12 protein-coding genes and 1 other RNA gene are annotated in these 12,259 nt (G+C 59.5%); 9 read left to right on the top strand and 4 right to left on the bottom strand.

Annotated features, from left to right (window positions below; genetic code table 11):
- Positions 1 to 58 precede the first annotated feature (58 nt).
- The 3 genes from PY793_RS08070 to mdoH all read left to right on the top strand — a co-directional run bounded on the left by PY793_RS08070 (position 59) and on the right by mdoH (position 4,192).
- Positions 59 to 433: a winged helix-turn-helix domain-containing protein gene (locus PY793_RS08070; RefSeq protein ID WP_275177594.1), complete on the top strand. Its 375-nt coding sequence runs from the start codon at positions 59 to 61 to the stop codon at positions 431 to 433.
- 61 nt (positions 434 to 494) lie between these two features.
- The gene (locus PY793_RS08065) at positions 495 to 2,039 is read left to right on the top strand and encodes an OpgD/OpgG family glucan biosynthesis protein (RefSeq protein ID WP_275177593.1); all 1,545 of its coding nucleotides are present in this window, start codon (positions 495 to 497) and stop codon (positions 2,037 to 2,039) included.
- Positions 2,040 to 2,041: 2 nt separating this feature from the next.
- Positions 2,042 to 4,192, top strand: a complete 2,151-nt coding sequence (gene mdoH, locus PY793_RS08060; protein WP_275177592.1) for a glucans biosynthesis glucosyltransferase MdoH — start codon at positions 2,042 to 2,044, stop codon at positions 4,190 to 4,192.
- Between the two features lie 54 nt (positions 4,193 to 4,246).
- Here mdoH and PY793_RS08055 read toward each other — a convergent pair whose 3' ends face one another.
- The 3 genes from PY793_RS08055 to PY793_RS08045 are packed head-to-tail and all read right to left on the bottom strand — an operon-like array spanning position 4,247 to position 7,167.
- Complete coding sequence (locus tag PY793_RS08055; protein WP_275177591.1) at positions 4,247 to 5,353, bottom strand: N-acetylglucosamine-6-phosphate deacetylase; 1,107 nt, start codon at positions 5,351 to 5,353, stop codon at positions 4,247 to 4,249.
- A 3-nt stretch (positions 5,354 to 5,356) separates the two neighbouring features.
- Positions 5,357 to 6,694 carry a glucose/galactose MFS transporter gene (gene gluP, locus PY793_RS08050; protein WP_275177590.1) on the bottom strand — a complete coding sequence of 446 codons (1,338 nt, stop codon included), beginning with the start codon at positions 6,692 to 6,694 and terminating at the stop codon, positions 5,357 to 5,359.
- 47 nt (positions 6,695 to 6,741) lie between these two features.
- The gene (locus tag PY793_RS08045) at positions 6,742 to 7,167 is read right to left on the bottom strand and encodes a hypothetical protein (RefSeq protein WP_275177589.1); all 426 of its coding nucleotides are present in this window, start codon (positions 7,165 to 7,167) and stop codon (positions 6,742 to 6,744) included.
- Positions 7,168 to 7,313: 146 nt separating this feature from the next.
- On the opposite strand from PY793_RS08045, the gene ffs reads away from it, so the two are divergent.
- From ffs to folB, 6 genes are all read left to right on the top strand, one after another.
- An RNA gene (gene ffs / locus PY793_RS08040) (signal recognition particle sRNA small type) lies at positions 7,314 to 7,408 on the top strand.
- A gap of 90 nt (positions 7,409 to 7,498) precedes the next feature.
- On the top strand, positions 7,499 to 9,544 hold the full coding sequence (locus PY793_RS08035) for a DNA polymerase III subunit gamma/tau (RefSeq protein ID WP_275177588.1): 2,046 nt from the start codon (positions 7,499 to 7,501) through the stop codon (positions 9,542 to 9,544).
- 118 nt (positions 9,545 to 9,662) lie between these two features.
- Positions 9,663 to 9,986, top strand: a complete 324-nt coding sequence (locus PY793_RS08030) for a YbaB/EbfC family nucleoid-associated protein (RefSeq protein WP_048854954.1) — start codon at positions 9,663 to 9,665, stop codon at positions 9,984 to 9,986.
- Positions 9,987 to 10,032: 46 nt separating this feature from the next.
- Positions 10,033 to 10,629: a recombination mediator RecR gene (gene recR / locus PY793_RS08025; RefSeq protein WP_275177587.1), complete on the top strand. Its 597-nt coding sequence runs from the start codon at positions 10,033 to 10,035 to the stop codon at positions 10,627 to 10,629.
- A gap of 32 nt (positions 10,630 to 10,661) precedes the next feature.
- Positions 10,662 to 11,414 (top strand): SDR family NAD(P)-dependent oxidoreductase, encoded by a 753-nt coding sequence (locus PY793_RS08020; protein WP_275177586.1) that lies wholly within the window; start codon positions 10,662 to 10,664, stop codon positions 11,412 to 11,414.
- A gap of 3 nt (positions 11,415 to 11,417) precedes the next feature.
- Positions 11,418 to 11,816: a dihydroneopterin aldolase gene (folB, locus tag PY793_RS08015; RefSeq protein WP_275177585.1), complete on the top strand. Its 399-nt coding sequence runs from the start codon at positions 11,418 to 11,420 to the stop codon at positions 11,814 to 11,816.
- Positions 11,817 to 11,919: 103 nt separating this feature from the next.
- Here folB and PY793_RS08010 read toward each other — a convergent pair whose 3' ends face one another.
- Positions 11,920 to 12,249: a TIGR02300 family protein gene (locus PY793_RS08010; protein WP_275177584.1), complete on the bottom strand. Its 330-nt coding sequence runs from the start codon at positions 12,247 to 12,249 to the stop codon at positions 11,920 to 11,922.
- Between the last annotated feature and the right edge of the window lie 10 nt (positions 12,250 to 12,259).

Raw genomic sequence — 12,259 nt, 5'->3', positions numbered from 1 at the left:
GTTCCGCTCTTTATGCGTGGTGTTGCACGGAGCCACTTATGACTGAAAAGCAGAGATCATGACAGGGCGACTGAGACTGACATTGCGGGTTGATGCCGATGGACGTGCCGCATTGGGGCATGGCAAGGTTCGCCTGCTGGAACAGTTGGCCGAAACCGGCTCCATTTCCGCAGCAGGGCGTGCCATGGGCATGTCTTACCGGCGTACGTGGCTTTTGGTGGATAACCTGAATCAGCTTTTTGTGGAGCCGCTGGTCATGACCCGGCCCGGCGGAGGTGGTGGCGCGTTCCTGACTGAGACAGGCAAAACCGTTCTGGCCCTTTACCGCCAGATCGAGCGCGACGCGACGCAAGCCGCTCATTCTGGTATCAGCCAGATGGAAGCTCTGCTTGTGCCTGTGGCTGAATGCCTCCAAAAAACCTTATCTGAGTGACAAAATGCATGGCGTAGCTACAATCGCGCCAGAGACTTATTGATCATAGCGGGAGATTAAAGTGTCATCAAACGTACAGCGACGAGGGGTCATTCGGGCCGGGGCGGGCGTGACTTTGGCATCGCTCGTTGGCGGAGTCGCCCGCAAGGCGCGGGCGGAGGGGCTGAGTGGCGCCACCGGCAAGTTTGATGATAGCACCGTAATCCAGATCGCCCGCAGGCTGGCCAATGCGGAATATCATCCACCGGGGCAAAATCTGCCCAAAACGTTGGATAACCTGACATTTGACCAGTATCGGAGCATTGCCTACCGGCCCGACCGCGCCTTGTGGGCGGGGGATAATCTGGCGTTCGACGTGGAGTTTTTTCCGCGTGGTTTTCTCTACCGCCCCCGCATAGAAATTTACGAGGTCCGGGACGGGCAGGCAGGCGCTGTGCCCTATTCCCCCGATCTGTTCACCTATTCCGACCCCACCTTGCGGGTTACGGATGATCTGGGCTTTGCCGGTGTCCGCCTGCGTACCGCCATTAACACCCCCGGTGTTATGGAGGAGTTCTGCGTATTTCTGGGGGCGTCCTACTTCCGTGCCGTAGCCAAGGGGCAGGATTATGGGCTTTCCGCTCGTGGATTCGCCAATGGTACGGGGGATCCAAAAGGGGAGGAATTCGCACTGTTCCGCGCATTCTGGCTGGAAAAACCACAGCAGGGCGTACAATCCGTTGTTGTGCATGCCCTGCTGGACAGCCCGACGCTAACAGGCGCTTTCCGCTTTACCATCCGTCCGGGCGACAGCACTGTGTTTGATGTGCAGACAACCCTGTTCCCACGCGCCAAGATCGAGCAGTCCGGCATAGCCCCCCTGACCGGCATGTTCTATTTTGACGTCAATGACCATAACCACGTTGATGACTGGCGCCCCGCTGCGCATGACAGCGAAGCCCTGCAAATGTGGACCGGTGCTGACCAGCAGCTTTACCGCCCGCTGCGGAATCCGCTGGACCTCCAGTTTTCCACATTCTCGGATGTTTCCCCCCGTGGATTTGGGCTGATGCAGCGCAGGCGGGCCTTCCATGATTACGAAGACCTGGCCCTGCATTACGAAAAACGTCCTTCCCTGTGGATTGAGCCGATCGGGGACTGGGGAGCAGGCTGGGTCGATCTGGTGGAAATTCCCACACCGAATGAAGTGAACGATAACATCGTCTCCTTCTGGCGGCCCAAGGAACCCCTGCGCGCGGGGCAGGAATATCACTTTACCTACCGCATGTACTGGGGGTGGGATGCGCCCTTCTCTACACCGTTGGCCCGTATTGGCGCGACCCGCGTGGGTTCAGTGGTGGATAATAATGATGCCCGCTTCTTTGCCATAGACTTTATGGGCACCCCCTTTGAGCATCTGCCAAAGGATACGCATTTCCACGTCACGCCCAAAACATCGGCGGGCACAATCCGGAATGTGGTTGTCGAGCCTAATCCGGCTATCAATGGGATACGCACCACGTTTGAGTTTATTCCAGCAGACGCCAAGGTAGCCGACCTGAATGCGGTGCTGGAAACGGATGCCGGCCCCATTTCCGAACAGTGGCTGTATCGGTGGACCCCCTGATTATGCCGGATATGAATACGGGTGCATCTGAACGACCTTTTGAAGCCCTGCCACCCGAAGCGCGGCTGGATATGCCAGTCCAGAGCCTGCAAAAACCTGCCAATATGGAAGGGCGCGGGCGCACGCCTGCCACATCGCCTTCCAGCATTGTGCTACGCCGTTTTTCGGTTATCGGGTCTGCACTTGCACTTACGGCTTATGGGGCATGGCGCACGCATATGGTGATGGACGAGGCGGGGGTATCTACCCTGGGCGTCATCGTGCTGGTGCTGTTTATTGCATTGTTCATGTGGATAGCCCTTGCGTTCACCTCTTCGGTGGCCGGGTTCTGCTCGCTGGTGACACATGGCGGCCTTGGGCTTGGCATCCACCGTACAGGGCCCCTGCCCCGGCTGACCCGTAGAACAGCCCTGCTGCTGCCAACCTATAACGAACCACCCCACCGTGTTATGGCCGGGTTGCGGGCCATTTACACCAGTCTGGAAGAAACAGGGCAGCTAGGCAGTTTTGACCTGTTTATCCTCTCAGATACCACCAACCCGGATGTATGGGTCAAGGAAGAAGCTGCCTTTCTGGCCCTGCGGGAGCAGGTTGGTGGGCATGAACGTATTTTTTACCGCCGCAGGCACAACAACGTAGAACGCAAGGCGGGCAATGTGGGGGAATGGGTGCGCCGTTTTGGGGGCGCATACGACCACATGGTGACGTTGGATGCGGATTCCGTCATGTCCGGTCAAACGCTGGTGCGTATGGCTGATGCCATGGAGCGTAACCCCGGTGTGGGGTTGATCCAGACACTCCCTGTTATTGTGGGAGGCACCACCCTGTTTGCCCGGTTGCAGCAGTTTGCCGGGCGTGTGTATGGCCCCATTATTGCGTATGGCATTGCCTGGTGGCATGGCTCGGAGGGCAACTACTGGGGGCATAACGCCATTATTCGTACCCGCGCCTTTGCCAGTCAGGCGGGGTTGCCCCATGTGCCGGGTAAACCGCCTTTTGGTGGGCATATTCTCAGCCACGACTTTGTAGAAGCAGCCCTGATGCGCCGGGGTGGCTGGGCCATTCACATGATTCCCGCGCTGGATGGATCGTATGAGGAAAGCCCACCCTCGCTGACCGATGTGGCCATCCGCGACCGGCGCTGGTGCCAGGGGAACCTGCAACACGTCAAGGTGCTGCCTACCAGAGGGCTGCACTGGGTCAGCCGCATGCATATGGTGGTAGGCATTGGCGCGTATGTCACTTCGCCTCTGTGGCTGGTGTTCCTGCTGACCGGGATTTTAATTTCGCTTCAGTCGCATTTTCAGCGTCCAGAATATTTTGGGGGCACCAAACTCCTGTATCCGCATTGGCCTCATGTGGACCCGGTGCAGGCTAAATACGTGTTTATTGGCACAATGGTTGTGCTGCTTGCCCCCAAGCTGCTGGCCTATATTGCCCTGCTGCTTGACCCTGAAGCGCGGCGCGGCAGTGGTGGCCCGGTCCGTGCGGCCATGTCCGTGCTGGTGGAAACGCTGATTGGCGGCCTGATCGCCCCGATTGCCATGCTTATCCAGACATCGGGCGTTATCTCGATCCTGAGCGGGCATGATTCTGGCTGGAACACGCAGCGGCGTGATGATGGCGGTATTCCGTTCCTGGAGGTGGCCCGCCAGTACGCACGCTTTACCCTGTTCGGTCTGGTGCTGGGGGCGGGGGCGTGGGTTGTGTCTCCCTCCCTGTTTTTCTGGATGACGCCTGTTCTGCTCGGGCTGGTATTTTCCATTCCTCTCGTTGCCTTTACCAGCAGCCGGAATATGGGGCTTGGTTTCAGGCGGGCAGGGCTTTTGCTGGTGCCGGAAGAAACACATACCCCTGATGTTCTGCAAAAACTTGAGCGCGAGGAAGTGCGGGATCAAACCCCTGCTTTGCCTGACGATGCCCTGCGTGCCCTGCGGGCTGACCCCGTGTTGTGCCAGGCACATATTGCCATGTTGCCAACCGAGCGCCGTGCGGGGGAGCCCATTAATGCCGATCTGCTTGTAGGGCTGGTCAAGCTGGCGGAAGCGCCCTCCCTGCCAGATGCGGAAAGCCGCCTGACGGTTAAGGAAAAAGCTGCCGTTCTGGGTAGTCTCAAAGGTGTGGACCTTATTTTACATCTCCCCGAGTCGTAACAGCACTAGCGGAGGTCGTGGCCCTGTTGTGGGTCAGATGGGTGTGTGGTCTGCTCAGGCAATGCGCTGGCCAGCCACCCAGACTTCCTGCACGGAAAGTGCGCTATCCATAACAACAAAATCGGCGCGTTTGCCTGCGTGCAGGGTGCCCCGGTCATGCAGACCAAGATACTGGGCTGGGTTGCGCGTGAGCAGAACAGCGGCTTGATGCAACGGCAGCCCCGCCTGTACGGCGTTGCGCAATGCGGTATCCAGTGTCAGCACGCTCCCTGCCAGAGCGCCGCTTGGCAGGCGGACCGCGCCCTGATCCACCATAACCTGCTGCCCGCCCAAAAGGCTTGGGCCATCGGGTAGTCCGGCAGCCCGCATGGCGTCTGTTACAAATAGCAGGCGTTCGGGCATAACGCGCTGGGCCAGCCGGAAGGTGGCGGGGTGCACGTGGTGGGTATCAAAAATCAGTTCGGCGTAAGCATCACTGCACATCAGGGCCGTGGCGGGGCCGGGCTTGCGGCTTTCTATACCGGCCATGGCGTTAAACAGGTGGGTAGCACCTGTTATGCCTCCTGCGGAGCAGATGTGGCATATGGCCTGCTCGGTCTCTTCATATCCAGCAAGAGTGTGGCCAAGACTGACCCGCACACCGGCCTGCGCAAAAAGCTGCATGGCCTCCTGCGCATGAGGGAGCTCGGGGGCGAGGGTTACAACGCGTACGCAGTCAAAGGCCAGAATTTCCGCCACACGCCGGGGGGTTGGCACCAGAGCGTGGGGGGGCTGCGCACCCAGCTTGTGCGGGCTGACAAATGGTCCTTCCAGATGTGCGCCATGTATGTTGGGGCCGTCTGGTATGGTGGTGCCACGCACTTCGGCAATGGCGGCAAGCGCACCAAGCACGTCAGCCCATGGGCTGGTAATGGTGGTGGGCAGTATGGTGGTGGTGCCATGCCGGGCATGGAAGCGGGCCAGCGTGTGAATGGCCTCTACGCCATCCATGGTGTCCGCCCCATTGCCGCCATGCACATGGCCGTCAATAAAACCGGGTAGAATATAGCGGTCAGGAATGGCGGCGCTGTCTGGCGTTACGGCCTGTATCTGCCCTGCAAATGTGACATGGCCTGGAACAACGCGTTCGGGTAAAACAAGATGCCCTTTGAGCTCGGCCATGATTCAGATTTCCTTTGCCACAAGAGGGAGTTTTTTCAGGTCCCTGTTCATGAAGTGGTGTGCGTACAGGGTAATCAGAATGTAGGAAAAAAGAGAAAGGCATACGAATGCCGCCTGAAAACCCATGACTGGCTTTAAAAGAACAAAAAGCTGCGGCACAATCCCGCCTCCGCAATACGCCATGACCAGAAAAGCTGAAACCTGTGCCGTGTGTTCTCCCGAACCTTTGAGTGCTAATGGAAACAGATATGGAAAAATCATGGAGTTTGCAAAACCCATTAAAGTTACGCAGGCAACGGATATGGAGCCATGCGTCGCCCATGCCCCTACGCTCAGTAGTGCCCCACACAGGCAGGAGAGAGGGATATAGCGTTCCTGTGTGATCAGACGGGGGGACAGGACAAGCCCCGCCACGTAACCGCAGAGCATGAAAAAAAGGGTAAGTGATGTAAAAAACTTTGTCTGATCAAGGGATATTCCAAAACCTTGTGCATAGGTTCCCACAGCATCGCCGGAAAGCACCTCTACCCCGACATAAAAAAACATTGCTCCGGCACCCAGCAGGGTTCTGCTGTTGAGAGACGAGAAAATTATTTTTATAAAATTCTTTTCCAAATAATTATTTTTACAAATATCCGTACGAATTTCCGGAAGGGATGATTGCAGAACCCACAGAGCTGTCAGGGCCAGAAAAAAAGCCATTCCCATATAGGGCCAGTAAATGCTGTTCAGAAAATCCTGTTGTACAGACAGTCGTTGATCCGTATCAGTCAGTGTTGATAGCGTTGCGGATATGTCGGTCATGTGAGGCATGGCCAGTGTTGCCAGTGCAACAGGGGCTGCAATACCCCCCAGCTTGTTGCAGATGCCCATAATGGCAATACGCTGCGCGCTTCGGTTTTCAGGGCCCAGAAGGCTGACATAAGGGTTAATGGCCACCTGTAACAGGGCCAGCCCCATGCCCAGCACCAGAAAACCTCCCAACGCACCGGGGTAGGAGCGTGCATGCAGGCACTGGCCGGTCAGCCCCATGCCGCCTGCCATGAGCAGCAGGGCATAAACCAGCCCGTTTTTAAAGCCGGTGCGTGTCACGCTCAGGCTCGAGGGAATGGAAAAGACGAAGTAGGAAAAGTAAAAAACAAGCGGCACCATAAATGCCGCCAGATCATTCAGGGTAAAGGCGACCCGCACAAAAGAGATCAGCGGGCCATTCAGCCATGTGACAAATCCGATGATGAAAAACAAAGCCGCGCCGAGCACCAGAGGCCGCCACCCGTAAGGCCCGGCCGGGTATGGTATGCGCGCGGCGGCAGGGGGTAGCGGGTGGGGCGGCTGTGGCATGTCCGGCTATGGCCCGTTAAAAGGATTTTAAGATGCGTGATCTGGGCCTAGTCGGCTGCCTGCGTATCTTTGGAAGGCAGGCTGTCTATTTTTTCGCAGGTCTGGCGCAGTTCAGCGGAGGGTGTGTGTGTCTCACACAGTTTTTCCACATCTGCGGCGCAGGCTTCGATCGAATTTTCAAAGTCGGATTCAAGCACGTCCTCGGCAACCGTCAGGTCCTGATTGCGGGAGCTTTCTTCATCCTTTTGCAAAAGATCCTGCGTTTTGTGCAGTTCCTTGAGCGATGCAATACACGCAGGCCCCGCTGCATCGGGTTTGAGGTGCAGAACCGCGAGTTCCTTTTGCAACTGGATATTGCTGATGTTGTTGCGCGGAGCTGTCTCGTCATCTGCCAGAGCAGGGGAGCCTGCGCTCAGGCCACCGGCCAGAAGAACGGATGCCATAGCGGCAGGATACAAACGGAAACCGGACACGAGCACAATTCTCCTGAGTCTGCGACACTGCGCACCAATTACCCCGTTTTCTAGCCTGTCTGTGTCCGATAGGTAAAGAAACAACCCTGGAAAAGCTGCCAGAAGGCTTGGCACGGACTTGGGTTTGGTGCTAGGTGTGACCTCGGAAAGTCGAGCGGTGGACGGACACCTTGCTAAACCGGTCAGGTCCGGAAGGAAGCAGCCATGGTGAGTTTCGTCCGGGTCATTGTTCGGCTTTCCACCCTGATTTTCCGCCCTTGTGGATCAGACTATTCTGCGCCGGTCGAGCCGGGCAAGCAGGGCGTGACCTTACACAGTCTGCGGGCATGGCATGAGTGATACGACTGACGAACAGTTCCCTCACGATGAGGGGCTTCCCAGTCCGGAACCGGAAGGCCCCGGTCTGTTTGGTGATGCCGATCCGGCTCCCGCTTCCTCCCGGCCTCCCCCACCAGTGCCCGATGCCGCAACCCCTCCCTACAGGGTGCTCGCACGTAAATACCGTCCCACGACCTTTGATGACCTGATCGGTCAGGAGGCCATGGTCCGCACCCTGCGCAATGCGTTTGCGCTGGGGCGTGTGGCCCATGCCTTCATGCTTACCGGGGTGCGCGGGGTGGGTAAAACCACCACCGCGCGTATTATTGCCCGTGCCCTTAACTGCACCGGGCCGGATGGCAATGGTGGCCCCACAGCCGACCCGTGTGGTGTGTGCCCCAACTGTGTGGCCATTCTGGCTGACCGCCACCCCGATGTACTGGAAATGGACGCAGCCTCCCGCACGGGGGTGGATGATGTGCGCGAGATCATAGAAGCCACGCGCTTCCGCCCCATGCAGGGGCGCATGAAGGTCTTTATCATCGACGAAGTGCATATGCTCTCGCGCAATGCCTTTAACGCGCTGCTCAAAACGCTGGAAGAGCCGCCTGCGCAGGTCACGTTCATTTTTGCCACGACCGAACTGCGTAAGGTGCCGGTTACTGTTCTGTCACGCTGCCAGCGGTTTGACCTGCGGCGTGTGCCGCAGGCCGAACTGGCTGGCCTGTTCGGCCGGATTGCACAAAAGGAACACGTCGTGCTCTCCGACGATGCGCTGGCCCTGATCGCCCGCGCAGCAGATGGGTCGGTGCGCGATGGCCTCTCCCTGCTTGATCAGGCCATTGCCCAGGGCAGCGGTGTTACGGATGAAGGCGGGGTTATTGGCGCAGGCATTGTCAGTGACATGCTGGGTCTGGCGGACCGCGAGGTGGTGTTCGACCTGCTGGATGCGGTGCTGACCGGCAGGCCCGACAGGGCTCTTGCCCTGCTGGATGCGGCTTATGCCCGTGGGGCGGACCCCGGCCTTGTGCTGGGGGATATGCTGGAGCTTGTCCACATTGTCTCACGCTTGCGGGCCGTACCCGGTCTGGGGGACTCGGCAGATATGCCAGAGGCCGAGCGGGTGCGGGGCACGCATATGGCCAGTGCGTTTACCGTGCCTGTGCTCATGCGGGCATGGCAGATGCTGGTCAAGGGGGTGCGCGAGGTGGAGAGCGCTCCCGACAGGCGCGTCGCAGCAGATATGGTGCTGATCCGCCTGTGTTACGTGGCCGATCTGCCTTCGCCCGAGGATCTGGTCAAACGCCTGAGCGCTTCGCAGGATGACGCAGGGCGTAGCGCATCATCTGTTTCTCCCTCAGCTTTGCAGGCAGGTGGCCCGCCTGCGCTGGCTGGTGCTGCGTCTGCGGGTACTGCAAGCCCGAGCGGGGCAGGTGCGCTTGCGGCTCCACAGGACGATGCAGCAGCAGGTGAGGCCGGGCATGAGCCACCGCGCCTGCGCATGGTCAGTTCCGGTGGCATGGCCGCTCCCGTTCCTGCCCCTGCCATGCAGCCTGTGGCCCGGACCGAACCCGCGCCGCCTCCAGTCCCGCGGACATGGCGGGAGGCAGTTGCGCTGGTCAGGGACCAGCGCGAGGCTATCCTGCACGGGCAGTTGCGGCATGCCGCCCATCTGATCTCTTTTTCCCCCGGGCGGATTGTCCTGCGGTTCGAGCGAGGAGTGCCGAGCGACCTTGTGCCGCAGTTGCGCCGTGTGCTGGACCGTGCAACGGGCATAAGCTGGCAGATTGAAGCCGGGCAGGAGGAAGGCGAACCCACGCTGGATATGCAGGGAGCGGAGGTGATCCAGTTCCGGCGGCGCGAGGCAGAGGCGCATCCGCTGGTCCGTGCGATTCTGACCGCTTTTCCCGATGCGCAGCTGGGCGAGGTGAATGACCATGGTCTGGATGATTATGGCCTTCCCCCCGAGGAGCCGCCCGAACTGCTGTTTGCTCCTCTGGACGCGCAGCCGCTGGATGAAGATGACCGACCATACGATCCCGGTGCCTCGCAGGACTGAAGTGAGCGGGCCGGGCTGGCAAAACAGCACGTTCTGGGCCAGATAAGGAACAGGTGATGCGCCGCAGGGGTGCGCCATAGCCGCATACGCGGCAGACAGACAAGCTAAGGGGATGACCATGAAGAACCTTGCCTCACTGATGAAGCAGGCTACGCAGATGCAGTCCAAGATGGAAGCCATGCAGAGCACACTGGAAGCCATGAGCATTGATGGCTCGGCAGGTGCGGGCATGGTCAGCGTTGTGCTGAGCGGCAAGGGGGATATGCGCTCCATTAAAATCGACCCCAAGCTGGCCGACCCGACCGAAATGGAAATGTTGCAGGACCTGATCGTGGCGGCCTGTGCGGATGCACGCAAGAAGCTGGACGAAAAAGCTGCCGAGGAAATGCAGAAGGTCACCGGCGGGCTCAACCTGCCCGCAGGCATGAAGCTGCCGTTCTGAACCACAGACACCAACCGGCCTTGAGCACGGGGGAAAGCAGGCGGGCATGGGTGGTCAGGAAATAGAGCAGCTTATTCGCCTGCTGGGGCGGCTGCCGGGTTTTGGCCCGCGTTCGGCCCGGCGTGTGGCGCTGTATCTGCTCCGCGAACCCCATACACGGCTGGCCCCGCTCGCGCGCGCCATGGAACGGGCGGGAGAGGCTATTCGCACCTGCTCCTCCTGCGGGAATCTGGATACATCGGACCCGTGCCATATCTGCACCGACCCGCTGCGTGACAGGGGGCTGGTCTGTGTGGTGGAAACGGTGGGCGATCTGTGGGCGCTTGAGCGTGCGGGGGTCCATAGGGGTGTTTATCAGGTTCTGGGGGGCACCCTGTCCCCTCTGGCGGGGGTCGGGCCGGAAGACCTTAACGTGTCCGCCCTGCTGACCCGCCTGCATGAAGGTACCGTGCGCGAGGTCATTCTGGCTCTTGGCGCCACGGTGGAGGGGGCCACGACCATGCACTGGCTGATGGACCAGCTGGAAGCATATGAGGGGCTGACCATCAGCCGTGTGGCGCAGGGCGTGCCCATGGGGGGCGCTCTGGATGTGCTGGATGATGGCACTCTGGCCGCCGCCCTTGGTGCCCGCCGTCCTGCCTGACAGATTGATGCCAACCAGTAAGGGGTAGAACCATGCCCGTGGACATGCTGCCGATCAGCCCGGCCATACCACGCCGCGCTCTGGTGACCGGGGGTGGCGAACGGTCGGGGCGGGCCGTTGTGCTTGGTCTTGCACAGGCCGGGTTTGATGTGGCCATTCATGACCGCACCAGCCGGGCCGGGGCGGAAGATATATTGCACGCCGTACGCGCGCTAGGCCGTACCGGCTGTGTGCTACAGGCCGACTTTATGCGTGAGGAGCAGGTGCAGGCTCTGTATGGGCAGGCCTCGCAGGCGCTTGGCGGCCCTTTGGGCGTGCTGGTCAACAATGCCGCCACCTGCGAGCAGGATGCATGGGACGATGCTTCGCTGGAAAGCTGGATGAGGCATATGAAACCTAACCTGCGTGCGCCTTTTGTGCTGATTCAGGCCTTTGCCAAAGGGTTGCCACAGGGGGCGCGGGGCATGGTGCTGAATATGCTGGATGAGCATGTGTGGCCATTATCGCCCCATTTTGTCAGTCATACCGTATCCAGAACTGCGCTGTGGACACTCACGCAGACCATGGCGCAGGCTCTTGCCCCCAAAGGGATCAGGGTTAACGCCGTGGGCATCGCTCCTGCTTCTCCCCTGCCCTGCCCCGGGCAGATGCAGGAGCAGTCTGTGCGGGCAATCCTTGCCCTTTTGGCCCAACCCTTTGTGACCGGGCAGATGCTGAGCCTGAATGATGGGCAACACCTGCAATGGTCCGCGGCCCCATGGGCCGGACATGCCGTGGAAGAATAAAAAATGGCCGTTTTTGCTCCGTGGGCCGACCAGCCGCCGCTGCGTTGCCTGTTTTTGAAGAATATGGTGCTCGATGCCCATATTGGCGTGTTTCCGCATGAGCAGGGTGTAACCCAGCGTATCCGGGTGTCGGTCCATTTCGGGGTGGATGACCGCACGGACCTGGAGGTGGGGCCGGATGACCTGAGCCGCACGGTCTCGTACGAGCGGGTGGTCCAGCTTGTGCATCGCATTGTGCGGGAGGGGCATGTGCGGCTGGTGGAAACACTGGCCGAGCGCATAGCCTCTGGCGTACTGAGCGATGACCGGGTGCGCGTTGTGCGCGTGCGCATAGAAAAACTGGATGTGTTTGCGGAAATAGAAGGCGTGGGGGTGGAAATAGAGCGCCGCCCCGCAAGCTGATTTTTTTGCCTCCGGGAGAGTCTGGAAGCAAAAAAAAGCCCGCTGTATGCCAGCGGGCTTTTTTTTTGGTCTGATACTAAAGATGTTCATATCCCCTGAGGGATCAGGATTCGTGGTCTTCCGAATCCGTGTTAACATCGATGTCTGAGCTGATGTCGTCGTCGTCATCATCCAGATCAGCGGTGTCTTCCATCACATCATCGTCGTCCGTATCGTCATCGGTGTCGATATCGATGTCTTCATCGACTTTCTTGATGGGGGCAGCACTCGCCGGAACGGGGGATAGACTGTCAGAGTTGCGGCGCAGGCGCGGCACCAGGACAGGCTGTTCCGTTCCGCATTTGGGGCAAATGGCGGGTGCGCGGTTCAGGTCATAAAAACGGGCACCACAGGAGACGCAGACGCGTTTGGTGCCGAGATCGGGCTGGGACATCTTGCTACCT

Source organism: Acetobacter fabarum, from assembly GCF_029069195.1.
GTDB classification, from domain to species: domain Bacteria; phylum Pseudomonadota; class Alphaproteobacteria; order Acetobacterales; family Acetobacteraceae; genus Acetobacter; species Acetobacter fabarum_A.
The sequence above is the reverse complement of the archived record's forward strand: the minus strand, read 5'-3'. Positions and strand labels throughout refer to the sequence as shown.

Excerpts from the sequence above, each read along its gene's own strand:
- PY793_RS08055 (WP_275177591.1), bottom strand. The coding sequence starts at position 5,353 with ATGGCCGAGCTCAAAGGGCATCTTGTTTTACCCGAACGCGTTGTTCCA.
- PY793_RS08030 (WP_048854954.1), top strand. The coding sequence starts at position 9,663 with ATGAAGAACCTTGCCTCACTGATGAAGCAGGCTACGCAGATGCAGTCC.
- folB (WP_275177585.1), top strand. The coding sequence starts at position 11,418 with ATGGCCGTTTTTGCTCCGTGGGCCGACCAGCCGCCGCTGCGTTGCCTG.
- PY793_RS08070 (WP_275177594.1), top strand. The coding sequence starts at position 59 with ATGACAGGGCGACTGAGACTGACATTGCGGGTTGATGCCGATGGACGT.
- PY793_RS08020 (WP_275177586.1), top strand. The coding sequence starts at position 10,662 with ATGCCCGTGGACATGCTGCCGATCAGCCCGGCCATACCACGCCGCGCT.
- recR (WP_275177587.1), top strand. The coding sequence starts at position 10,033 with ATGGGTGGTCAGGAAATAGAGCAGCTTATTCGCCTGCTGGGGCGGCTG.
- mdoH (WP_275177592.1), top strand. The coding sequence starts at position 2,042 with ATGCCGGATATGAATACGGGTGCATCTGAACGACCTTTTGAAGCCCTG.
- PY793_RS08035 (WP_275177588.1), top strand. The coding sequence starts at position 7,499 with ATGAGTGATACGACTGACGAACAGTTCCCTCACGATGAGGGGCTTCCC.
- gluP (WP_275177590.1), bottom strand. The coding sequence starts at position 6,694 with ATGCCACAGCCGCCCCACCCGCTACCCCCTGCCGCCGCGCGCATACCA.
- PY793_RS08010 (WP_275177584.1), bottom strand. The coding sequence starts at position 12,249 with ATGTCCCAGCCCGATCTCGGCACCAAACGCGTCTGCGTCTCCTGTGGT.